General features: G+C 33.2%; 21 protein-coding genes. 6 read left to right on the top strand and 15 right to left on the bottom strand.

Translation table 11 applies throughout. The features are described from left to right. Positions 1-305: 305 nt before the first annotated feature. Complete coding sequence (locus IC221_RS14120) at positions 306-860, top strand: hypothetical protein (RefSeq protein ID WP_188169583.1); 555 nt, start codon at positions 306-308, stop codon at positions 858-860. A 46-nt stretch (positions 861-906) separates the two neighbouring features. Here the strand turns inward: IC221_RS14120 and IC221_RS14115 are convergent, their stop codons facing one another. Next, on the bottom strand, positions 907-1,851 hold the full coding sequence (locus IC221_RS14115) for a hydrogen peroxide-inducible genes activator (protein ID WP_044201502.1): 945 nt from the start codon (positions 1,849-1,851) through the stop codon (positions 907-909). A gap of 297 nt (positions 1,852-2,148) precedes the next feature. Between IC221_RS14115 and IC221_RS14110 the strand changes: the two genes are divergently transcribed. From IC221_RS14110 to IC221_RS14100, 3 genes are all read left to right on the top strand, one after another. Further along, positions 2,149-2,559, top strand: coding sequence for a 6-carboxytetrahydropterin synthase (locus tag IC221_RS14110; RefSeq protein ID WP_188169582.1), 411 nt, complete (start codon positions 2,149-2,151; stop codon positions 2,557-2,559). Next, entirely contained in the window at positions 2,519-3,235 is a 717-nt protein-coding gene (gene folE / locus IC221_RS14105) for a GTP cyclohydrolase I FolE (protein WP_188169581.1), read from the top strand. The genes IC221_RS14110 and folE overlap by 41 nt, the downstream gene beginning before the upstream one ends. A 171-nt stretch (positions 3,236-3,406) precedes the next feature. After that, a complete protein-coding gene (locus IC221_RS14100; protein ID WP_188169580.1) occupies positions 3,407-3,949 on the top strand; it encodes a hypothetical protein in 543 nt (180 codons plus the stop codon). 82 nt (positions 3,950-4,031) lie between these two features. Here IC221_RS14100 and IC221_RS14095 read toward each other — a convergent pair whose 3' ends face one another. The 7 genes from IC221_RS14095 to IC221_RS14065 form a co-directional block, all read right to left on the bottom strand. After that, the gene (locus tag IC221_RS14095; RefSeq protein WP_188169579.1) at positions 4,032-4,394 is read right to left on the bottom strand and encodes a T9SS type A sorting domain-containing protein; all 363 of its coding nucleotides are present in this window, start codon (positions 4,392-4,394) and stop codon (positions 4,032-4,034) included. A gap of 102 nt (positions 4,395-4,496) precedes the next feature. Then, positions 4,497-5,807: a hypothetical protein gene (locus IC221_RS14090; RefSeq protein ID WP_188169578.1), complete on the bottom strand. Its 1,311-nt coding sequence runs from the start codon at positions 5,805-5,807 to the stop codon at positions 4,497-4,499. Between the two features lie 333 nt (positions 5,808-6,140). Continuing rightward, the gene (radC, locus tag IC221_RS14085) at positions 6,141-6,836 is read right to left on the bottom strand and encodes a DNA repair protein RadC (RefSeq protein ID WP_188169577.1); all 696 of its coding nucleotides are present in this window, start codon (positions 6,834-6,836) and stop codon (positions 6,141-6,143) included. A gap of 145 nt (positions 6,837-6,981) precedes the next feature. Next, on the bottom strand, positions 6,982-7,596 hold the full coding sequence (locus tag IC221_RS14080) for a hypothetical protein (RefSeq protein ID WP_188169576.1): 615 nt from the start codon (positions 7,594-7,596) through the stop codon (positions 6,982-6,984). Positions 7,597-8,174: 578 nt separating this feature from the next. Beyond that, complete coding sequence (locus IC221_RS14075; RefSeq protein WP_188169575.1) at positions 8,175-8,504, bottom strand: YdcF family protein; 330 nt, start codon at positions 8,502-8,504, stop codon at positions 8,175-8,177. Next, complete coding sequence (locus tag IC221_RS14070; protein ID WP_188169574.1) at positions 8,488-8,733, bottom strand: hypothetical protein; 246 nt, start codon at positions 8,731-8,733, stop codon at positions 8,488-8,490. Before IC221_RS14070 ends, IC221_RS14075 begins: the two co-directional genes overlap by 17 nt. A 281-nt stretch (positions 8,734-9,014) precedes the next feature. Beyond that, positions 9,015-9,629 carry a hypothetical protein gene (locus IC221_RS14065; protein WP_188169573.1) on the bottom strand — a complete coding sequence of 205 codons (615 nt, stop codon included), beginning with the start codon at positions 9,627-9,629 and terminating at the stop codon, positions 9,015-9,017. A gap of 1,793 nt (positions 9,630-11,422) precedes the next feature. On the opposite strand from IC221_RS14065, the gene ctlX reads away from it, so the two are divergent. Next, positions 11,423-12,358 carry a citrulline utilization hydrolase CtlX gene (gene ctlX / locus IC221_RS14060; protein ID WP_188169572.1) on the top strand — a complete coding sequence of 312 codons (936 nt, stop codon included), beginning with the start codon at positions 11,423-11,425 and terminating at the stop codon, positions 12,356-12,358. On the opposite strand, the gene IC221_RS14055 is transcribed toward ctlX, so the two are convergent. From IC221_RS14055 to IC221_RS14025, 7 genes are all read right to left on the bottom strand, one after another. Beyond that, a complete protein-coding gene (locus IC221_RS14055) occupies positions 12,355-13,632 on the bottom strand; it encodes a hypothetical protein (protein ID WP_188169571.1) in 1,278 nt (425 codons plus the stop codon). The genes ctlX and IC221_RS14055 overlap by 4 nt on opposite strands. A gap of 57 nt (positions 13,633-13,689) precedes the next feature. Next, entirely contained in the window at positions 13,690-14,649 is a 960-nt protein-coding gene (gene metF / locus IC221_RS14050) for a methylenetetrahydrofolate reductase [NAD(P)H] (protein WP_188169570.1), read from the bottom strand. A 306-nt stretch (positions 14,650-14,955) separates the two neighbouring features. Further along, entirely contained in the window at positions 14,956-15,657 is a 702-nt protein-coding gene (locus tag IC221_RS14045; RefSeq protein WP_044205277.1) for a hypothetical protein, read from the bottom strand. Between the two features lie 9 nt (positions 15,658-15,666). Continuing rightward, positions 15,667-16,683: a transaldolase family protein gene (locus IC221_RS14040; RefSeq protein WP_188169569.1), complete on the bottom strand. Its 1,017-nt coding sequence runs from the start codon at positions 16,681-16,683 to the stop codon at positions 15,667-15,669. Positions 16,684-16,736: 53 nt separating this feature from the next. Continuing rightward, positions 16,737-17,567, bottom strand: coding sequence for a 3-deoxy-8-phosphooctulonate synthase (kdsA, locus tag IC221_RS14035; RefSeq protein ID WP_044205283.1), 831 nt, complete (start codon positions 17,565-17,567; stop codon positions 16,737-16,739). A gap of 120 nt (positions 17,568-17,687) precedes the next feature. Beyond that, positions 17,688-18,443, bottom strand: coding sequence for a 3-deoxy-manno-octulosonate cytidylyltransferase (gene kdsB, locus IC221_RS14030; RefSeq protein WP_044205285.1), 756 nt, complete (start codon positions 18,441-18,443; stop codon positions 17,688-17,690). Positions 18,444-18,584: 141 nt separating this feature from the next. Beyond that, entirely contained in the window at positions 18,585-22,166 is a 3,582-nt protein-coding gene (locus tag IC221_RS14025) for a S8 family serine peptidase (protein WP_188169568.1), read from the bottom strand. 335 nt (positions 22,167-22,501) lie between these two features. Here IC221_RS14025 and IC221_RS14020 point away from each other — a divergent pair, with 335 nt between their 5' ends. Beyond that, positions 22,502-24,265, top strand: a complete 1,764-nt coding sequence (locus tag IC221_RS14020; protein ID WP_188169567.1) for a long-chain fatty acid--CoA ligase — start codon at positions 22,502-22,504, stop codon at positions 24,263-24,265. Positions 24,266-24,407: the final 142 nt, after the last annotated feature.

Here is a 24,407-nt window from a genome sequence, read left to right as displayed (position 1 = left end):
TGTTAGTTCCCTTTGTTTAATTTTTTAAACCAAAATTGTTCAATTGAGCTAATTAAGACAGTTCTATAAAAATAAATGTTACTTTTGAACTCGTGCTTGATTGCAAATATAATATTCATAGATGAATTATGTTCAATAAAATAGATTTAGTATTTTGTAAAAAGGAATAGGATATTTCCTATATTTGGCATTATTTTTTCATTTTTTGCTTTGTAAGTAAAATTTATGAAGAAACTCTAGCGTTGTTAAAACAGTATATTATATAATAAAGGACTTTTTTTAATCTTAAGTTTTAAAATTTTTAGATGAACTTGATACAAAACATATTTGCTAGCTTATTGATGTTTTCCATTTTATGGATAATAAACCCTGCTATGTCTTATGCACAGTATTATGATGATTCTGAAATGCTAGAAGATCCATTGGTAAAGCCTCAAATTTGGAAACAGTTAAAAGAACGTCCTCAAGATGAATATTTGTGGGCCAAATACTTCGGTAAAGATCTTTTTGATATTACACCAGAGGAATATCAGATGTATGAAGTACTGAAATCAGATTTGTTGAACTCTGATAAAAGTTATCAAGAGGAAATTGAAAAAGCGAAATTAGAGCGTAAAATGGCTCAACAAACTTTTTCTCAAAGTGATTATGACCAATGGACGAAAAATATCAGTTTGAATTTCGGTCAAATTGAAGTTTATTTCACGGAACGCTTTTCCGCAATGGGAAGTGAGTACGTCTCCTACTACGAATTATATCCCAACGAAGATTACAACCTCACCAAATGGGTCGATGAACATGAAGCCCGATTGAAAGAGTTAGAAGAGTTAAAAGCAATCAACGAAGGGAATTACAAATAAAAAAATGCTGATTATTTACACCGTGAAATAATCAGCATTTTTATTTTTATCTCCATTCTACAACGTGACCTCTATCTCTGGTCAATAGTTGTTCTGGTATATTTTCTTTAATGCTTTCAGAGAGTACTTTTATAAGGCCCGCTTTTGCATAATTTCTTGCATAAATCAGACTCACTTCACGCATTGGTCTTTCGTCAACAAAAGTTCTAATTCGATCTTTAGCATCCTCTGGTAATTCATCTACCGCCAACTCTGGAAGTAATGTAAAACCTCCTTCTTTATCTACCAAACGAATCAATGTTTCTAATGATCCACTTTCATATGAAATAGGAAGAGTACTATTCATCTTATTCGTACTTTGATACGAACAAAGGTTGATTACTTGATCTCTAAAACAATGTCCTGCACTCAAAAGCCAAATATCAGGAGAGGTTAAGTCTGCAATATTAACTTCTAATTGCTGTTCAAATTTGTAGTCAGGGTTAGTATAAACTACAATATCTTCATAGAAAAGAGGCTCTTCAGTGATGCCGGGCTCATGAATTGGTGTTACCAATAGACCAACATCAATCACATCATCATTGATTGCTTTAATGATTTGTTCTGATTGAAGTTCTTTGATGTTTAGTTGTAAATGAGGGAATTTTCTTGAAATAGAGCCAACAAAAAGCGGAATCAAATAAGGAGCTAATGTTGGAATAATACCAATTTTAAGATCGCCACTTACCTCACCTTTATAATCCAGAATTAGGTCATTTACTTTTTGAGCTTCCTTCAATACAATCTTACCTTGATCAATTATTTTGCGACCAACATCCGTTGGGATAATAGGTTGTTTTCCTCTGTCAAAAATAATGACATCAAGTTGTTCCTCTAGCTTTTTGATTTGCATACTCAAGGTTGGTTGAGTGACAAAACAAGCGTCTGCTGCGGCTGAAAAACTTTGATGCTGTTCAACTGCAATTATATATTCAAGTTGTGTAATTGTCATCTGTTTATTGTTTAGTCAAAAATACCAACTTCCTTTCAAATTGAGATAAAGATTTTAAACTTTGATAAAACAAATAATTATTTTTTTAGTTAATAAATGCAGAACAAGACAGAATAAAGATGCATTTTTAGTTCGTTAAAGTTTGTTTGAAATTGTTTGAACATAATATGTGATAATGAGTTTAAACTATTTTAGAATGTTTTTAGATAATAGCTTCATCTCTTGTAACTTTGTGAATTGAAATTTGGTACGTATTTTTCATTTAGCAAACTTCTATTATGAAGCACTCAGTAAAAGATGAAAGTAACAGTATCACGAAAAGCTCATTTTAATGCGGCTCACAGGTTGCACAACGAACAACTCTCCGATGAAGAAAACCGAAGAATGTTTGGGAAATGCAATAATGCGTATTATCATGGCCATAATTATAATCTCACTGTAAAAGTCACGGGTGAGATAGATCCAATATCTGGGTATGTGATCGATATGAAAATATTGAAAGACATAATTCAGGAACATGTATTGGATTATTTAGATCATAAAAATTTAAATGAAGAGGTAAAAGAGTTTTCTTCTTTAAATCCAACTGCAGAAAATATTTGTGTAGTAATCTGGAATATTCTTAGAGATCAGTTAGATGACAAATTTGCCTTAAAAATTATTTTGTATGAAACAGAACGGAATTTCGTGGAATACCCTTCAACCTAAAGAAGTGGAGATTTACAACGAAAATATAATAGATGAAATAGGTGATAATCATATTGGTACATCTCATGATACACCTATGAAAGAAGGGGCATTTGACCTTTCTGATGAGGAAAAAGTAAAAAAGATTTCTTCTCGTTTTAGAGAAATCATGGATATTTTAGGTTTAGACTTAACAGATGATAGCCTTAGTGGTACACCTGATAGAGTGGCTAAAATGTATGTGAAAGAGATTTTTAGTGGCTTAAATCCTAAAAACCGCCCAGATATTAAGTTGTTCGACAATAAGTACAAGTACGATGAAATGTTGATCGAGAAAAACATTCATTTCTACTCGAATTGTGAACATCATTTTGTACCGATTATTGGTTTTGCACATGTAGCTTACATTTCTAATGGAAAAGTAATAGGCTTATCAAAAATCAATAGAATAGTTCAACACTATGCTAAAAGACCTCAAGTACAAGAACGCTTAACAGTACAAATTGCAGAGGATTTAAAGAAAACTTTAGGAACTGAAGATGTTGCTGTTTTAATTGACGCAAAACATTTATGTGTCTCAATGAGAGGTATTGAAGATACATACAGTGCTACTGTTACATCTCACTTTGGTGGAAAATTTAAAGAAGAGGCTACAAGGAAAGAATTCTTGGAGCTGATTCCAAAGTCTTCAGAATAGCATTACCATTGTAGCTATTACTTCATAAAAAATACGCAAGGGGTTACTTTATATTTTAAGGTAACCTCTTTTGATTTACAGCTTTTCCTTTTATTTTTAATAAGAGCAAACTATTTTTTGTTCAAGAACCCATTTATATTACTTCTCTCACTAAAGCAAAAATCAAATATAATGAGACATAAACTACTCTTCATTTTTACCTTTTTACTTCTATCAAATTTATCAAATGCCCAAATTCATTTTGGAATTGGTGGTGGAGGATCTTCGGGAGTAGGGGATTTATCACCTTTTTCTAGTGCCGGTTTTGCTGCCTATATTGAATTAAGTTATAATGTAAATGATAGGTTTGACGCGGTGCTTGTAGGGCATGTCAATGGTTTGGCTGCAGTGCCTTTTGATATTTCGTTATCTCAAGCATGGTATCAAATTCCTGTTCTCATAGAAGGAAGGTATTACTTTAACTCAAAAGAGGGAGAGACAACTTTTCATCCTTATGTACAAGGAGGTATTGGAGCCGTGAGGTCTTATTATTTGAGATCTAAAAATCACAACTTAGATCCAGAAGTACTGGACAAGTTTTGGAACTTTGGAGCGAGAGTAGGCGTGGGTACTTTAATATCAATCTTTAATGTGCAATTGAACTACAATTATGGCGGAAGTTATAATGATAATACATTGAGCGTAATGGATTTATCATTGGGGCTGCGTTTTTGATATAGTGCTATAAATTTATATAAAAAAGAAGCACGCATTTTCAGTTGAAGATGCGTGCTTCTTGTTTTATTCTATATTAAATCTAAACTCCGAAATGGTTAATGACCATTTTTTTGGTGTAGATACTTTTTCCGTTTTCCTCTATGATAAGCATATAAGTACCGGTAGGCATTAAACTAATATCAAAGCTAGAAACTTGATGACTAATGGCATTCTTGTTATCAATGACTGTCGAAAGGCCACTTTCAAGGTTTACCAACTTATATGTAATATCTGTATACTCATTGTTTTTAAAATCAATATGAAATTGAGTGTTGGCAGGGATTGGATATACATTAATCGGCTCTTTTTCTGATTTGCTTTCATCATTGATTGAATTAGCATTAGATACAAGACCCATTAATAATAATACAAATACAAATAAAATGTTTTTTAAATTCTTCATAAGTAAATCCCTTATTAATCAGAAAACTAGAGTGTTACTTATTTTTACGGGAATACAGGAAAAAGTTAATGATCATTTTATTTTATTCACAAAAAGTATCTATTACTTCTTTTCTTCTTCTACCAATATAGCCTGACTATTTCTGATATTGCCTTTACTGTTGGTAGAATGAATAATGACATTTCCAGTGTAAATGAGCATATCGTTGAGTGTTACTTTTAGGATGTAAGCACCGGCAGGGTAGTGGTGTACATCAAAAATGGCTTTGTTTCCTTCAATTTTTGGTTTGATATCCCATATCGACTCATTTTCAGTATGATGAAGTTTTATATCTATACGGTCATCTTCTTGTGCTTGGAAATCAATCTTTAAGTAATAATTCGTAGGATTAGGAAACACTTTTTCAATCCCAAATTCCTCTTTATCAGAATGATTGGCTAATAATTGCCTGCACCAGATAAATTCCTCACCATTTTGCTGTACTGTTCTTAGTCGGTAAAATGTGTTTTTATCTTTGTTAAATGTAGCGTCTTGTAATTCATATGGGTTTTCAGAGGATGATTTGCCGCTGGCATTGACTCTACCCAATTCCGTGAAATTTTCTCCATCATTTGATTTCTCAATGATAAAGTGACTTGAGTTACGTTCAGATGACGTCTCCCAATAAGCAAAAGTAATGTCGTTCTCTACCTCTATATCAAAGTATTCCAATATGGTAGGGAGTTTTAAACGATAGGCTGTAATTTGACTACAAAATTCCCCATTTCCTTGACAGCCCGATGTTGTGATTTTAGTTAAATCACCCAATATATTTTCTCTGTATTTATTTTTTACAACCAAATCACTTTGAATGTGAATTTCTGCACTTTCACCTATTTGAAGTTGTGCCTTTTTATCTAAAAAGTGAATATTGAGATAAGTAGATGAAATATGTCCTTTCAGTTCAGCGATATAATTGTCAATCTTTAGGAATATTTCATGTGCATCAATACTGCCTACTTCCCTGATAGAAAATTCACCGTCAGAAGCACTTATTATGGCTTTTTGGACCTTAAGTTTACCTTCGATTACTAATGAACACTTGGGATTAACAGTGAGTGTGTTGGTGATGAAGATACTGCCATGATTCGTAATGACAAATTCAGCACCATTCGAAATATCAACAGCACCTACCACTAATTTTTCAACATCTAAGTTGAAGTCAATGATAAAGGATTTATTTTTTACTAAAATGATACTTTCTTCAGAGGGAACAACTTTTGGAGACCAGTTATTGGGGTTTTCCCATTGTTCAATACTAGTATACCTTTCCAATTCTGGTTTGATACTCGTATAAGAATGAATTAATGGCGTAGCAAAAGTAGTAGTTGTTATACTAAAAATTAAAATAAAAAGAGTAGAGACTGATTTCATGATTCTGGCTTAGTTTAAAAAAACTAATAGTTACTTTTTGTTGATTCAATATCGATTTGGATACATAAGTACGACATCAAAAATAGTTCATTATTGATTCTTAATTATTTTTTTGTGGAAATAAATACGACATAGGGTTTGACGGTGATATTATTTAGATCTTTTCGAAGTTAATAATCAAAAAAATAGTAAGAAACAGTGTAATGTGATTTTGATGTTGTGCTTACTTATATTAAAATACTCAATATTTTTATTAAAAAGTTAATAGATTATCAGAACCTTATTAAAATGATATTGAAAATTAAATATGTGCAATACTCATTCTCTTAAAGGTTAAAGGATACCTTCATCTGCAAAGCTGAAATAGTTGTCATTGGCAAAAATGATATGATCTAATAACGGAATTTCTAAAAACTGTCCTCCTTCTTTAATCTTCTTGGTCATCGAAATATCTGCTTGACTTGGTTTAATTTGACCTGAAGGATGATTATGAACGATTACTATTGAACAACCTTGATGGGATAAAGCCTTCTGGAAAATGATTTTTGGATCGGCTACTGTACCGGTCATTCCTCCCATGCTCACCTTCTCAATATTTTTAATGTGATTGGATCTTGTAAGAATAATAACCCATAACTCTTCATGATTAAGGTCTAATAGATAAGGAGTAATAAAACTGTAAATATCCTTGGAACACGTAATTCGAGTCCTTTCCTTCTTTTTAGTTTCTTTTCTTCGTCTTCCCAATTCCAAAGCTGCAATAATACTTATCGCTTTTGCATCTCCAATGCCATTGATACTTTTTAAATCTTCAATACTAAATTGAGCTAATGCATTTAAGTCGTTATTTCCTTTATTAAGAAGGAGTTGAGCAACTTCTATGGCTGAGAGTTTTTTTGATCCTGAACCTAATAAGATGGCAATAAGTTCAGCATCAGAAAGGGTATGCCTTCCTTTGAGTTGTAGTTTTTCTCTAGGTCTATCTTCTTCAGCGAGGTGCTTGATCGTTAGCTTTTCTTCTTGTATCATAATTAGAATAGTTAGTAAGATGAATCAATTAAGAGTTGCTAATATAAAACAAAAGAGGTTATCATTTATATGATAACCTCTCCCAGTATGAAATGAAATGAAATAAATTATTACTTATATTTTTAATCTAATTTGATATCTCTAATTATAGGATTGAGAATGAATCTGAGTAAGATACTCCGTCAATGATTAATTCTGCAGTGTATGTTCCTGTAGGTAATGTTGAAAGGTCGAAACGCTTAACGTTTTTCGCTCCAGCTACAAATCTTGAATTGTAAACTGTTTCTCCATCAGTAGTGTATAATTTTACTTTAACGAAACCTTCAACGTTTTTACCTAAAATGATATTTAGGTTTTCTTTCACTACAGAAATTTTGAATTTTTGGTTTGAAGAAGCTAATTGGTAATTCATCATAACAGCTGTATTTGATGGTGTTACGAAAAATTCTCTAACTAACATTTTATCTTCAAAATTCATTTTGAATGTATATTTTCCTTCAGGTAAACTTTTGAAATTAATATCTTCTTTAACTTTTCCTGAAGCTATAACTCTTTTTGATGTATATACTTTACCAGAAGCATCTTCAATAGTAAAGTTAATTTCTTCGCCTTCTAAATTTTGGAAAATAATTGAAGCTGATGTTCCATCTTCTGAAGCTTTGAAGAAATATGAAATTCCATTAAATGGTAAGTAGTAATCTTTAGCTGATAAACTAAGGGTAACTAATAATGCAGCAAATAAGGTCGTGATCTTTTTCATAGTATGTATTATTTAATTTATGTTTTTTCTGTTTTGATTACATTACAAAGGTGAGTGATTATTTTCTTTTGTCAAAGTCAAAATCGCCGAAATTAATTAAGTGTATTTGTGTATTTTAATATTTAAAAGTTTTGTATTTAATACGCTTAAAACATTTTTCGTCATTAAGTGTAAGTTGATCCTTGTACAACGTTGGGGGTATATTGATTAATGGGGAAGTATGTTTGTAAAGTGTATCACGGTACACTTATAAATATTTCTCCAAATAAAAAAATGTTAAAAATCATTGTTAATATTTAGTTCACATATAATGCTGTTTCTGTATATGTAAATAATTGAAAATTAAATGTTTACGCAGTGTTTTAGCTGCTTTTTAGCAGGTTTTATTTTTCGTCTTTTAGCGTATTATAAATCAAAAGGGAGAATGATGAAAACTTATTGAAATGGGTATTGTAAAGCAGTTTTTTGTTCAGTTTTAAGAATTTGATATGAATTGATAGAATATACGAAATACTCGTGTTTTTTTATTGGAATTTTAAAATGATGGTATAATAGGTAATAAAAAAAGCAGCGTAAAATCAATACCAAAAAAGGTATTTATAGAAACCGAAGAATTCCCTGAATAATGAATAAAAATCCCTCCACTCAAAATAGTTTGGACTTACTGCTGACACATTCTCGATTCCCGCTTTTTTAAATGCTAATTTACATCTTGTGATGTGGCTAAACTGAGAAACAACAACTACAGATTTACTGTTCGGAACTAATTTCTTAAAATTTACAGCAGTGAGCCAAGTAGTATTTCCAAAGTCATCAATGATGATATCTTGTTGAGGTATTCCTTTTTGAATAAGATATTCAGCCATTTTCTGTGCTTCATAATGTCCTTCTTTACCTAAAGCCGCCACTTACTACTATTTTTTGTACAAGCCTTTTTGTATAGATTTCGAACCCCTTGTCCACTCTAGCTTGTAATCTCTGAGAGAGTGTACCATTTTCATTTACCTTGTTTCCTAATATCACTGCATATTCTGACGTGCGGGGTTGAGCACTGATTCCATCAACTATAATGAATACCTCGTGAATAATAAACCAGAGAAATGATAACAAAGTGATGATTTTAAAATAGCTCAACATGTTTGTAGGAAGTCGTATTTTAGTTTGTAAGTACAGAACGTCAGTTTAAAAAATTAAAACTGTTTGATATTAAACATAAAAGGATCATCTCTTATTCAAAAAATCTATTTCAATAAATGGGTAAAGTAAAGAGAACTCCATTGTATAGTTTTCAACCAAGTATTTTTCGATCGAATAGTAAAAACAAAAAAGAGGTTGCCACTGAATGACAACCTCTCCCACAAAGTATGAAATGAAATGAATTATTACTTATATTTTATAAACTAATCTTAATGTCTTGATTATAAGATTGAAAATGAATCAGAGTAAGAAACTCCGTCAATAATCAATTCTGTAGTGTATGTGCCTTGCGGTAATTTAGAAAGGTCGAAACGTTTGATGTTTTGAGCACCAGCCATGAATTTACTATTGTAAACTGTTTCACCTTTGTCTGTGAATAATTTAATTTTCACAAACCCTTCAACACTTTTACCTAAAATGATATTTAAGTGCTCGTCGATTACTGAAGTTCTAAATTTTTGAGTTGAAGATGCTAAGTGGTAATTCATCATTACTGCACTTTTAGATTCAGTAACGTAAAAATCTCTTACTAGCAAATTGTCTTCAAAGATCATTTTAAAAGTATATTTTCCTTCAGGTAAACTCTTAAAATTGATATTTTCTTTTACTTTTCCAGAAGCAATAACTGTTTTATTGATATAAACATTACCAGCTTCATCTGATAAAGTAAAATTGATTTCTTCACCTTCTAAGTTTTCAAAAATTAATGAAGCAGATGTTCCATCTGTAGAAGCTTTAAAGAAATATGAGATGCCGTTAAATGGTAAATAATATTCTTTTGCTGTTAAACTAAATGATACTATTAATGCCGCGAATAAAATTGTAAACTTTTTCATAGTATATGTATTAATGTTTCTTTATTTCTGTTTTGATTACCTTACAAAGGTGAGTGATTATTATCTATTGTCAAAGTGTAAGTAGTCGAAATTTATAAAGTGTAAAAATGCTATTTTATATTATAAAGTTTTGTATGAGATACACTTAATACTTTATTAATCATTAAGTGTAAGTTGATCCTAGAACATCATAAGGAGGATATTTATAATGCAGTAACTTTGTTTGTAAAGTGTATTGACCTACACTTAAAGAGAAAAAAACGAATAAAAAAATGTTAATTTTTTTTTATTTACACTCTGTTTACATTTTTGCGATAACTTATTCATTTTGAAGGCTTAGCTGATAAGAGGGGGGGAGTATTTAAAATGCCTACAGATTTAAAAAGTGAATACTGAGAATTTGAATAAATAGTAAAATCAATATTAGCCACTCATTTCATGAAATTCTTAAACTTGTCCCTTCAAGTCCAAAAATAGTACTACCAAAGTAATTGAGTAGAAAGCCACTGATGTAAATATAAATCTTAGCATCATTTGTAGGACACCTTACAAATCATCTGAAATCTCCTGCTTTCTTAATATCATAAATATTCGAAAGCTTAGTTTACAGCATATTGAATAAATTTCAAGAATGATGCACTGAAAATTAAAGGTATTGAGAGAGAATAGAACTATTGATACTCTTTTCCTTATTCGTTGTTTTAAGGGATCAACAACAAAAAGTGGGCAAAAAACATAAAAATTAATAAACAAAAAAAGAGGTTGCCACTGAATGACAACCTCTCCCACAAAGTATGAAATGAAATGAATTATTACTTATATTTTTAACTCTTAATAGAGTGTTTTTTCTTTTTTGAGTAATTCAAAAGTTATTTCCTTTTGATTACATAACAAAGGTGCGCGATTATTTTCTTTTGTCAAAATTTAAAACGTCAAAATTTAATAAGTGTAAAGTGTGATTTTAAATATTATTAATTTTGTATTTTATACGCTTAATTACATTTTAAGTATTAAGTGTAAGTTGACCCTTATGTTTCGTAGTGCATCTTGCTACGAAAGAGAAAGTTTGTTTGTAAAGTGTTCTGTGGTACACTTAAAAAATTATGACGATATTAAAAATTGTTAAAGATCTTTTTTTGGTGATTTTCGCCACTTTTTTGAAGGAAATTACTTCAGTAGAAGAGAGGTTAGATGTCTTAATTTTGGTATGTATCACATTATGAAGCGTTTCTTTGTTTGCAAGTGTACTCCTTCATCATGAAGTTCAAAATAATTTATCGAGTAGAGATGAAATTTTTATGTACAAAAAAAGAGGTTGCCACTGAATGACAACCTCTCCCACAAAGTATGAAATGAAATGAATTATTACTTATATTTTTAACTCTTTGTAGAGTATTATTTCTTTTTCTCAGTAATTCAAAAACTTATTTCCTTTTGATTACATTACAAATATGGGGTAATATTTTCTATTGTCAAAGCTTATTTATGTGAAATTTACTACTGCGAAATTTCGCAAAAACTAATATTAGTTTTGTATTATTCACACTTAATACTGTTTTGTGTTGAATTATTCTGTAATGACATAGATCATATTTTGATTTTGCATTGAATTACTGACAATAATATAGTTAAGTGTTCACTCGTACACTTATTGATTTTTTTTTGAAAAAACCGAATAAAAAAATAGATTTTTTATTTTTTGAAGTAATAAACGAGAATTTTGAGTAGTATTGCCACTGAATTTTATTCATTATTGATTTACCATACTATACTTATAAAACATATATACACAAATGAATAATTCCTCTCAACATATACTGATGGTAAGACCTGCGTCATTTGGCTTTAATGAAGATACAGCCGTAGATAATGAATTTCAGGAAACTAATTTTAATCTTTCAAATTCAGATTATGTAGAAAGTGCATTAAAGGAGTTTGATCACTACGTAGCTACTCTTAGAGCAAATGACATCGATGTGACTGTCATTGATGATACACCAGAACCTAAAAAACCTGATAGTCAGTTTCCTAATAACTGGTTTACAACACACCGCAATGGTGATATATTCTTATATCCAATGCGTCCTTTGAATAGAAGAGCGGAAAGAAGAAAAGATATCATTGATATGCTGGAAATGTGTTTCCATGTGTCTAAAGTGACAGATTTGTCAGTTTACGAAGAGAAAAATCAGTTTTTAGAAGGAACAGGAAGTATTATTTTCGACAGAGTCAATAAGATTGCTTATGCTTGCCTTTCTGGAAGAACTGATAAGGAACTGTTTGAACAGCATGCAGAAACATTAGGTTATGAAGCTGTTGCTTTTAATTCTGTAGATGAAAATGGAAAAGCAATTTACCATACAAATGTAATGTTTTCTATTGCAAGTGATTTTGTGGTGATTTGTGGAGCTTCTATTACAGATGAGAAAGAAAAGGCAATGCTTTGGGATAAGTTTAAAGCCACAGGTAAAGAAATTGTAGATGTTAGTTATGCTCAATTAAGAGACTTTACTTGTAATGTCTTGGAGGTGACAGATTTAAATGAGAATAAAAAGTTCACAATGTCTTCAAGAGCTTATCATTCTTTCACTCCTGAACAGATTGAATTGATGGAGAAATATGTGAAAATCATTCATTCTCCGATTGACACGATTGAAAATGTATGTGGTGGTGGTACAAGGTGTATGATGGCGGAAATTTACTTAGCCGAGAATATTCATAACCTCTAATCATTATCGGATAATTTCAGATAAGATTCTATTTGAATCAAAATAACATAGTATAAAAATACACTTGCCCCAATTTTGTATCTACTCAATGATCCTAAATTGGGGCTTGCTATTGCCAAGAATCCAATCATTGATAATGAATAAACCAACAGAATGCCTATAAGTAATCGATTATACTTTGAAATTTTGACCTTTTTGCTAATTAATAGATAAAAGTTCAGAATGATAAGTACAATAGAGGCAAGGTTTTCAGTACTGATTAATACATCAAAAATATGCCTTGATGTGAAATAATTGGGATAAATAAATGGTGTGATGATGGCCTCTGGGATTGAAAGAAGTATACCGTTCCAGCTTTCATCCATATTTTCAAGATGAATTGCATGAGGATCCTGTTCGTTTAAACTAAGTTTTAAATAATTAGCATAAATCGTTTTTGGAAACTGATCTAATCCAAAATGATATTCAAAATTGACTATAAAAATCCCACCCAAAGCAATGAAGGAAAGTAATAGGAAAAGATACTTTTTGTTAAATTCAATAGATTTGATTTTCAGATAGATAAAGAATAATATCGGTAAAAAGAAAATTACAAATCCTCCGAAATAATAAAACTTAAGTTGAAGTAAACTGTACAATAGAAAAAGTAGGATGATAATAGAAATTGCCTTTACTTTTTTAGTGATGATATCAATTGAAATACCAATGCAAAAATATAAAATAGGTATAGATATCGTTTCTTTAATGACTCCACTACTCCAAAAGACTACCGTTGGGAAACAGAAGTTGGCAATTAGAAAGCTAAATTGAGTAGAGGGGTAGAGTTGAGTGACTCTTTTTAATAAATACCATACCCCACAAAAACTGAAAAAAGACATGTAAAGAGACATTACCCAATAATTATTGAAGCAAATGAGACTCAAAACACTACCAATGATGGTAAAGTATACTGTGGAACTATTACTTTGGATCAGTTGGGCTTTTATTTCAGGTGGATAGTGATAGGGTTTGGAGAATACGAAATCAATGTATCCTAAAAAGTTAGTTTTAGCAATCTCTGCTAGTTTGACCGAATCATTGTAAAGTATAAATGTATCACCTCCTTTATAATAAGTAGAGTAGATGTACCCTAATAGTAAACCCAAAATGAGTTTTACGAATAAGGCTCGATCATAGATAAAGGGAAAAAGTGAAGCATTTTTTTTTCGATGTAAAAAAATACCTACTGCTAAAAGGAGAATACTAAAAATGATCATAAAAAATTGCTGCAACATTTGAATGGACTTCAAAATATTGCAGCAATATAATTACTTCGTTTGAGAAATCTAATCCTAGAAGATGGCCTCAGCGATATCTTTTACAGAAGTAGATCTACCCATAGAATAGAAATGCATACCTGGAACACCGTATTCAATCAGTTCTTTTGATTGTTTGATACCCCATTCGATACCCAACTCCTTGATCTCTTTATTATTTTTACACTTTTTAGCTTCAGTCAATAATTCCTCAGGGAAGTCTAACTTAAAGATACTTGGTAAAAGAGTCAATTGCTTTTGAGTAGTCAAAGGCTTAATTCCTGGAAGGATTGGCACTGTAATACCCGCCGCACGACATCTATCTACAAAGTCAAAGTACTTTTGATTATCAAAGAACATTTGAGTTACGATGTAATCAGCACCTAATTCTACTTTCTTTTTTAAGAAGTCAATATCAGATGACATGTTAGAGGCGTCCATGTGTTTTTCAGGATAACCTGCTACACCAATACTGAAACCACCTTTAAATCCTGCTTGATCTGCATATTTAAACTCACCTTCATTCATCTTAGTAATATGCTCTACTAACTCAGAAGCATAAGCATATCCTTCAGGGTGAGGTGTAAAAGACGCTTCACCTTTAGCGGCATCACCTCTTAAAGCTAATATATTTTCAATCCCTAAGAAGTTTAATTCAATAAGGATATTTTCAGTTTCTTCTTTAGAAAAACCACCACAAATAATATGAGGGACAGTATCTACTTTGTATTTGTGCATAATAGCAGCACAAACGGCAACTGTACCTGGTCTATGACGTTGGATTGATTTTTCAAATAAGCCGTTTGATAATTCTTTATAAACGTACTCCTCTCTATGATAGGTAACATCCACAAATGCAGGGTTAAACTCCATTAGTGGGTCGATAGCATCAAATAATGATTGAATACTCTTACCTCTTACTGGGGGAAGTAGTTCAAAAGAAAATAATGTCTTTTTATCCTCGGCTGCTTGATTAAGACGATCTATAACTTTCAAAGGCTGTAATATTTAGTTTGTTCGAAACATAAGTACTTGATTACAATCGCTCAAATACATAAAACGCGAATGCAAAGTTATTTTCATCTGTAAGCTTTACCAAAAAGAAAGTGATAAATTTTCTTTTTTTTGATGACTTTTTTATAAAATCTTCAATAATAACGTGGAATACCTATGAAAATGAAAGCTAATAGGGATAGGAAGAGAGAGAATCTCTTTGTGGAGTTCACTTTAATTCTAAAAAAAACAATCCCTACTCTTCTTTAGAAAAATAGGGATTGTATAAAAAGCTCTTATCAGTCAGCTTTAAAGAGGATTGTTTTCTATGAATTCACTGCCTTCATTCTTAAAGAACTTAGTAGGAATTTCATTTCTCAGTTTGATGTATTTTGCATAGTCACCTTCAAAATCAACTCTCTTATCGATAGTCTCATCAAAACGATCCAATAAACATAATACAACTTCTGATACTTCTCTTACTGCGTTGCTGTTACCTGCATTGCCAGTAATGTAATCAGCATAGCCATGCATACGGCAATATTCAGTGAAAAGTGGGCTTCCTTGTCTTCCGACCATAAAACGGGCACCTACTTCTCTAGCTAAAGAAATATCAAGGATATCATCAAAAGTGAAAAGGATCTCTTCTGCTTTCACGCCAGACATGCTGTCGACCAATGGAAGTACTTTTACTTTATCTTTGACTAAGTAGCAAACAGCATCAAAATGTTCCCTTTTGGCCCATTTAAATGCGGCTTCATTAAATTCTCCGGTTACAACTGCTGTGAAAGGGATTTCACCGTGCTCTAAGAAGTAGCCAAAGCGAAGCATATTTACACCCATAGAGTCCACTTCACTAAATGGACTAGGCATTGCACCACCTTTTACACCACCATTAAAAACACCGTCCCAGTCAAAGATTAATCCTTTGACTTTCTTCAATTGCTCTAAAAGAGAAGAGGAGGCGGTTACAAACACGCCTCCTCCTTCTTCGAATAATTCTTCTCTCATGGTTAGAGATTAGTATTTTACGATATCTTGAACGTCTAATAAACCAATAGCTTTACCGTCAAGTGTCACTACTAATTCATCAACTTGCTTCTCTTTGATTAAGTTTGATGCAGCGAATAATAATTCGTGAGCATCGATTGAGATAGGAGCGTTTAATCCTAAATCACCAACTTTAATGCTTGAAACATCACCACCTTTTTCAGATACTAAACGACGTAAGTCACCGTCAGTGAAGATACCGATAGCAGCACCGTTAGCGTCTACTACAGTAGCAGCACCAGTTTTGTTGTTAGTCATAACAACTAATGCCTCAGCGATAGTAGCGTCAGCAGTGATAGTAGGGTTGATGTCAGATAAAGCATCACCTACACGTACAGTCATTAAACGAGTATCGTTGATGAACTGATCAGTACCGATTTTTGTGAAGTGGTTCTCAGTTAATTGAGACATGATCTTCCAAGGTACAGTAATTGTATGAACTCCGATGTCTACAGCGTCACGTACGTGTTGGATTGTACGAACTGAAGAGAACATGATTTTAGTATTGTAACCGTAGTAGTTTACAGCTTCAACACAATCTTTCACTAATGAAAGAGCGTCATGTCCTTGGTCTTGTAAACGACCAACTAGAGGACAAACATAAGTTGCTCCAGCTTGCATAGCCATATATGCTTGTTGTAAAGTGTATACAAGGTGAACGTTCACTTTGAAACCTTCTTTTACAAGCATTGAACAAGCCTTAAGACCTACTTTAGATACAGGAATTTTGTAAACAGTAGTTTCACGGTCTAAACCTAACGCCTCTTGACGTTTTGCTTCAGCAACGATTTCTTCTGCAGTGTCACCTAATGCTTCGATTTGAAGAACAGGAACAATTTTCGACAACTCAACAATTGTACCGTCGATATCAGTGATACCGTGACGAGCCATGAAAGTAGGAGTTGTAGTTAAACCAGTCATGAACGGAAGTTGTTCAAAAGATGATTTGATCTCATTGATCTCCGCAGAATCTAAATATAATTCCATACTAGTAAGTATATATTTTGTTTTTTTAAATCGGAAAAAATGTGAAGAAAGTACTAGCGGTAGCTTACTTCGATATTGTGTAATTCAATTAGAGGTTTCATGAACTCTTCTAACTGATTTACATCTAATTGACTTGCCGCATCACAAAGAGCTTCGTTAGGGCAAGGGTGAGTTTCGATAAATAAACCATCGATACCTGCAGCTACACCAGCTCTAGCCAATGTGCTTAAGTATTGACGAGCTCCACCTGTAGGATCCGCAGAAGGGATACCATATTTACGGATAGAGTGAGTAACATCAAATACAACTGGGTAACCTGTTTGTCTCATTTCGTAGAATGAACGTGGGTCAACAATTAAGTCGTTATAACCGAAAGAATAACCTCTTTCTGTTAAGATGATGTTTTTATTGCCTGTAGACTCAACTTTTTGAGCAGGCTTGATCATGTTTTCAGGAGCTAAGAACTGACCGTGCTTGATGTTTACTACTTTACCTGTTTCTGCAGAAGCAACTACAAGGTCAGTTTGCATACATAAGTAAGCTGGAATTTGAAGAATATCTAAAACCTCAGCAGCAGGTTTTACTTGGTCAGGATAATGAATATCTGAAACTAAAGAGAAACCGAATTCATCTTTTACTTTTTGAAGGATTCTTAAACCTTCATCGATACCAGGACCTCTGTAGTAATCTACTGAAGATCTGTTATCTTTTTGGAAAGATGCTTTATAGATCATCGGAATGTTTAAACGTTCCGTAACCTCTTTTAATTTCTCTGCTGTTTTCATCATGATACTCTCGTCCTCAATAACACAAGGACCAGAAATCAGGAATAACTCGTCGGCTCCACAGTTAATATCGCCAACTTTGACAATGTTTTTACTCATCTGTATATATTGCTTTTGTATTGGGTGACGTCCAAACTTAAAGGACTAATCTCCAACGATGCGCAATTTAATTTATTTTTAAATTAATGCCCAATGATAAACGTTAGCTATTTGTAAATTTTAAACTAACTTTTGCATAATTTGTCGAACACGTTCTAAATCCTCTTTCGTATCTACAGGAATGCTGTCATGTTCTGTAATACCGACTTTGATTTTATAACCGTGCTCAATCCATCTTAGCTGTTCCAACGACTCTAATTGCTCTAAATTTGTAGGCTCAAGAGAAGAGAATTTTGCTAAGGCTTCTTTGGTATATGCATAAAGACCAATGTGTTTATAAAAAGTGGTATGTTGCATCCACTCTTTCGGGTCCACACCTCTTACGGTAGGAATGACTGCTCTACTGAAATACAATGCGTCTTTGTTGTGATCAAAAGTCACAAATACCTCACTATTATTGATCAAGTCTTCTTCATGAACAACCGGTAAGACGAGTGTAGCAAATTCAGTACTTTCATCAAAACTTTCGATCAACTCAGTCAGTTGAACAGGCTCTAGAAGAGGTTCGTCTCCTTGGATGTTCACTACTGCATCAAAGTTTTTACCTGTTTGTTGGTTGACGATCTCTAAGGCTTCAAGACATCTTGATGTACCATTAGAATGATCAACTGAAGTCATGACTACGTTCCCTCCAAAAGATTCAACTGCTTCAACAATACGTACATCGTCTGTGGCGATATACACATTTTCTACTGTTGCAGTAGCACGTTCGTATACGTGTTGAATCATCGGTTTTCCACAAATATCAGCAAGTGGCTTACCTTCCAATCTAGATGACCCATAGCGAGCAGGAATAATTCCTAAAAACTTACGCATATTTAAATTATTGATTCTTATTCGATTAGAGCTTGAAGAGTGTTGAAAAATCCCTAAAAACTCATAGTGGCTACAAATGTACTATTTTTGTTTTTGTTGACACTAAAATATTAAGAAATGATAAATTAAAAGTTTACAACGTTATTGAATGGAAATTTGCCATGATTTGCTTCCATATTTCGAAGAGGCTTTCAAAATACAATTCTTACTCTGAAGTGTTCTTGGAAGATAAATCGTATAATGTGCTCCGTTTATGGTATACGGAATTTGATCCAATAGTAAGCGTCCGTCTGTTGTATAGAGTTCAAATGACATCACTCCTAGATTTCTTGATAAAGCTAGATGTATGATGCCATCATGCACTGGATTTGGATACAATTTACCTTCTTCCAAAGTAGAGACCACTGAACTTAATGGGTTGTCACTTTTTACTTCAATTTCTTTTGAAATAATATAAGTACAGCCAGCTCGGTTGGTTGCAAATAGTCTTAATTCTGAAGTTCCGGTAGATGTAAACGTAGGAGTGACTGAAATGGCATTGGTTTCACCTATTTGTTCGCCATCAAGATACCATGACCATGTAGTTGCATTATTGTGTGCATTGAAAGTGGCAGTGATGTTTCCGTCAACATAAGAAATACTATCTGAAAGTGTATAAGTATTGAAAGTGGAGTCAATGACTACTTCAGTATATACTTTATCAGAAATTGCGATGTTTCCACTGCCGCAAGTAATCCAAAAAGAAGTATCTCGCTGTATATCTTGTAATAGAAGTGAACTTCCTGTATAAAGCAGTTGTGTTAAGAATTCGTCTTTGTAGAAATTATACATACCACAGCCTTTAGGTTGTATAATTACACTACTATTAATACACGAATAAAGTGTTGGTTCAATATCCAATACCGGAATCACTTCCCCTCTTAATTGCACGATATCTCCATTATACACATATCTCCCTTGGGATTGAACGTAATAATAGTCGATAGAATCAATTAAGACTTCAAATTGTCTTCCTCTACTTTGTAATACTTTATTGTCATCATTATCACTTTTGTATAGGGCTAAAGAGTCAAAATCATCGGTTCTGATTGTAACGGATTCTCCTTCGTAAGCAGCTTGAAATGGAATTTCAGGAGAAGGACCTTTTAACCAATATTGAGTGTAAGGACGAATGCTGTCAATTTGAGCATGAAGTTGTGTTAAACTATCGGCTGCTGTAATAAGGAATCCTACTCTTGCAGTCTCGTTCGCTTGTAATTTTGGAATACTTAAACTGATTACACTAGATGAATTGGTACCGACTCCGGCTGCACCGACTGTTGTAGTGCCAATGCCTGAAGATACCGCTTGAATTTTCTCTTGATCCGTAAAGCCATCTGTGATATCAATAGCACTATTGTCACCATTTAAATTATCTATGGCTTGGATATTAATTTTACCTTCATTTAATAATGTAATAGCCGCATACTTTCTTTCATTGACGTGCTTGACAAATACCATTCTTCTCTCTGGGTCATAGTCTAAAATGGAACTGTCAGCAGGGAAGTCATTTTGAGAAAAAGTAGTGTATTCCATCATCCAATCCATGAAAAGCCCAGCATATAGAGTGTCAATTTCAGCATTGGAATTATTTTTTATGGCAAGTTCGGTAAAGAATTCACTGTTTACGTAATATTGATTTCCAGAAAAATAAGTTTGATCAACTTCAACGGATACAGGAGCATTTGATTTCGAGTCAACATATTTCATTGTGTAAGCATGAACAGGGAAATTGTTGTCAGAAGCGTATTCTCTAATATAGTTGACAAAAGAAACGCCTTGGAAATCGGCACTTCGAGTATTTGTAGTGATGTTTGTATAGGTAGCATCAGATACTCGGTCTTTACTAGCCAATATGACACCAGCTTGTCTTGTAAGGTGATAATACCCAAAGTTATCTTTTTGATTTGAAGTATAATAGTTTAATCCATGCTCTTTACCAATGGTGCCGTCAGGACGGAATACCCCAGTGATTTTACTGAAATTGATAAACTGTTCAAGCGTGATATTTAATTCAACATTTTGCCAGTCCTTGTAAACATAATTGGAAGTGCTATCCACAAAGTTGATTCTGAAGTGCACATTTTCCTGAAGGTTTGCTGATTCACTAATTTTAAAAAGAAAAGGAGTGTTTTCATTCGAAATTTCTTGCTCATCATTTAGCTGTCCGATAAAAGTAGTATCAGCGATAGGGGTGTAACTATCGTTGTAGGAAGTCATAATAGCTTTTAAGTCCCCAGAATTTCCGTTTAAAATATTTTTAAAATCAAACCAAATTGCAATAGTGTCTCCTAGTTCTATTGTGATATCTCTTGTGATGTGATGACCATACTGTATGTTTTCAGCTTGAATAATATGTGCACTGTCTTTATAAGTTAATGCTCGGTATGCATCGGCTAAACCATATCCAAAGACATATTTATTGTTGGCATTACTTCCAATGGAATAAAAAGTCGTATCGGCAGTAAAGCGAATAAGTTGTTTGACTTGTTTGGCTGTAAGTTCAGGATATTCGCCTCTAACTAATGCGGCAATTCCTGTAAGAGTAGGTGATGCAAATGAAGTACCTGTAGCTCCTTTATATCCATTATTTGTGGTGGTAGTTAAAGAACCGTCAGTACCTGCTACAGTGATATTGTAGCTTTTAGTATAGTTTCTATGATTTTTATTTTGATCTACAGCAGAAACGGACATTACATTTTCATAAGAAGCTGGGTAATAATCTGTGAGTACTTGACCGTGATTATCATTTCCCGCAGCAGCAATGAATAGTACATCGTATTCGGGGTCTTCAGTATAAAAGTCAATGACTTCTGCATAAGCTCTTGAACTAACATTGGCAGCACCCCATGACATGTTAATGATATCCGCACCATTTTCAGCAAGGTAACTTAAGCTACTTAAAGTATTTCTGACGGCAAATATCATTTTCGTATTAAACCCCATACCTGCAATTCCAATCTCATTGTCAGGTACAGCACTGGCATTACCAGCAACTTCAGTACCATGGTCCGTACCTGTTAGGTTACCACTATTCGTACGGAAATTGTATCCATAAATATCGTCTACATAACCGTTATTGTCATCGTCAATACCCGCAATACCGTTAAGTTCTAACTCATTGACTTTCAAATTGCCTTTAAGGTCTTCGTGTTCTACATCAAAGCCACTATCATGAATACCAATGATAACATCTTCGCTACCCTTAGTAATAGCCCAAGCTTGTTTTAGATTGTGATTGAAGATATTGTGTTGCGATGTATGGCTTGGATCATTAGGAATATACTCTGGAATTTCCTGTAAATCTTCGTAGTAGAAATCTATTTCAGCGTACTCCACAAGAGGGTGTTTGTAGAGTTCTTCTAATGCAGCTTGAATATCGCTACCATTATTAATATGTATTTCTAAGATGTCAGGTCTTTCTTTTTGAAAAATTTGATAGAAAGAAAAGGGGTTCTTAGAAGGAGGAATGATGTGTGAAAACTTTTTAGGAGAAAGCATTTTAGCAGGGTAGTCACGGTCTTCAAGGTAAGACGTCGACCAAGGTTGAAGAATCTCTGCATCTGTACTTTTAAGCTTAGCATAAATCACTGAGTGATTCTTATCCTGTGCATTCATCACAAAATGGAAAGACACAAGAATCGTAACAATGATAAATTTGGAGAGGGTATTATATAATGACATTCCTTTCATGGAGAAATTGCAATCTATGTAAAGTCATGAAATACAACTTTATAAAGCTGTTTTCATTTATATCTTCTTAAAATTAGGACAAATATATTATTATCAATAGATTTAAGATAACACAAAATCCAATAACAAGAAAGAATGTCTCTCAACAAAGTCATTGGAACAAACTTTAGAAGCATTTGAAAGGATAAAATAAGTTTTTAGAGCTGATTGATGTCACTTTTATGTTGCATCATTCTCTTCATAAAACTTCCCTTTTACCTGAATAATATTAAACCTAGTTGCTTCATTTGAAGAGGTATTCCAATTTAATTAACAACCAATAAATTATGACAACACCTAAACGAACATTTGATTTTCTGTATTTACAAAAAGAGCACTTTCCGAAGGAGGATTGTGTAGCCTACAAACAAAACGGACAGTGGAAAAAGTTTTCCACAGAAGAAGTCGTAGAAATCGTTAACAATCTCAGTGTAGGGTTTCTTGAGTCGGGCTTAAAAAGTGGTGATAAAGTCGCAATCATCTCAGCCAACAGACCAGAATGGAATTTCATTGATTTAGCCTGTCAGCAAGTCGGTATTATTTCAGTGCCCATCTATCCGACGATCACCGTAGATGATTACAGCTACATTTTTGAGAATTCTGACTCGAAATTTGTTTTTGTAGGAGATGAGGATCTGTTTCAAAAATCAACTGAAGCAGCAGAGAAAGCGACTAACATTGAGAAGATCTTCACATTCGATAGAATTGAAAATGCTCCACATTGGACGGAAGTGGAAGAACTTGGTAAAGGCAATGAAAGAACTGAGATAGAGAAGATGATGGCAAGCATTAAAGAAGATGATTTGATGACCATCATTTATACATCAGGTACTACAGGAAGGCCTAAAGGTGTGATGCTTTCTCATAAAAATGTGGTATCCAATGCAATTGCGGTGTCATCCGTTTGCCCCATCGAAAAAGGAAAATCAAAAGCTTTGAGTTTTCTACCGTTATGCCACATATATGAAAGAACAGGCTTCCATTATTTCCTTCAGTACGGTGTTTCTGTTTATTATGCCGAAAGTATGGAAACAATCGCTGCCAATCTACAAGAAGTGAAGCCAGATGTATTCAACACTGTACCACGTTTGTTGGAAAAAATCTATGATAAAATTATAGCGAAAGGTTTAGAAGCAAGCGGACCGAAACGTGCTATTTTCTTTTGGGCCCTAAATTTAGGCCTCCGTTATGAACCAAGAAAAGATCAAGGTTTTATTTATGATAAACAGCTTGAATTGGCCAATAAATTGGTTTTCTCTAAATGGAGAGAAGCTTTGGGAGGCAATGTAAAAGCAATTAACGTAGGAGCGGCGGCACTCCAGCCTCGTTTGGCTAGAGTTTTTTGGTCGGCAGGGATAAAACTTTGTGAAGGGTACGGGTTGACGGAGACTTCACCGGTGATTGCGGTGAATAGAGCAGAGGAGATCGATATGATGGTAGGTACAGTTGGGCCATTGATTGAAGGAGTGGAAGTGAAAATTGCTGATGATGGGGAGATTCTCGCTAAAGGCCCTAATGTCATGATGGGGTATTATAAAAACCCAGAGAAAACAGCAGAAGTTTTGCAAGATGGATGGTTCCATACGGGTGATATTGGTGAGTTGGTAGAAGGGAAATTCTTGAAAATTACAGACCGTAAAAAGGAAATGTTCAAAACATCAGGAGGGAAATATGTTGCACCTCAATTAATTGAAAATAAAATCAAAGAATCTTATTTTATTGAGCAAGCTGCGGTGATAGGAAATAATAGAAAGTTTCCATCAGCACTTGTAGTTCCTAATTTTGATGGACTGAAGGAATGGTGTAATCTCCATCACATTGATTACACCACAGATCACGAAATGATAAAGAATGATCAGGTTCTTGAAAAAATTGAACAGGAAATTGAGAAAGCGAATAAAAACTTTGCTCAATGGGAAAAAGTGAAGAAAATATCGCTTGTTGATCATGTTTGGTCCATTGATTCAGGAGAGGTAACACCTACGTTAAAGTTGAAACGGAAGGTGATCAATGAGAAATATGAGAGCATGATTGAGGAAATGTATCAATAATTTTTGAAGAGGCTATGAGGTGAAATTCATAGCCTTTTTTATTAGTACTTAAACTTTTTATTCTTTACTTTTATTTACCTGTTTGGGAAAAGCAAACTAAATTTTGTCTGACAATAACAACAAACCAATATTGAATTCTCAC

It is taken from the genome of Flammeovirga sp. EKP202, assembly GCF_014534745.1.
GTDB lineage: Bacteria > Bacteroidota > Bacteroidia > Cytophagales > Flammeovirgaceae > Flammeovirga.
The sequence above is the reverse complement of the archived record's forward strand: the minus strand, read 5'-3'. Positions and strand labels throughout refer to the sequence as shown.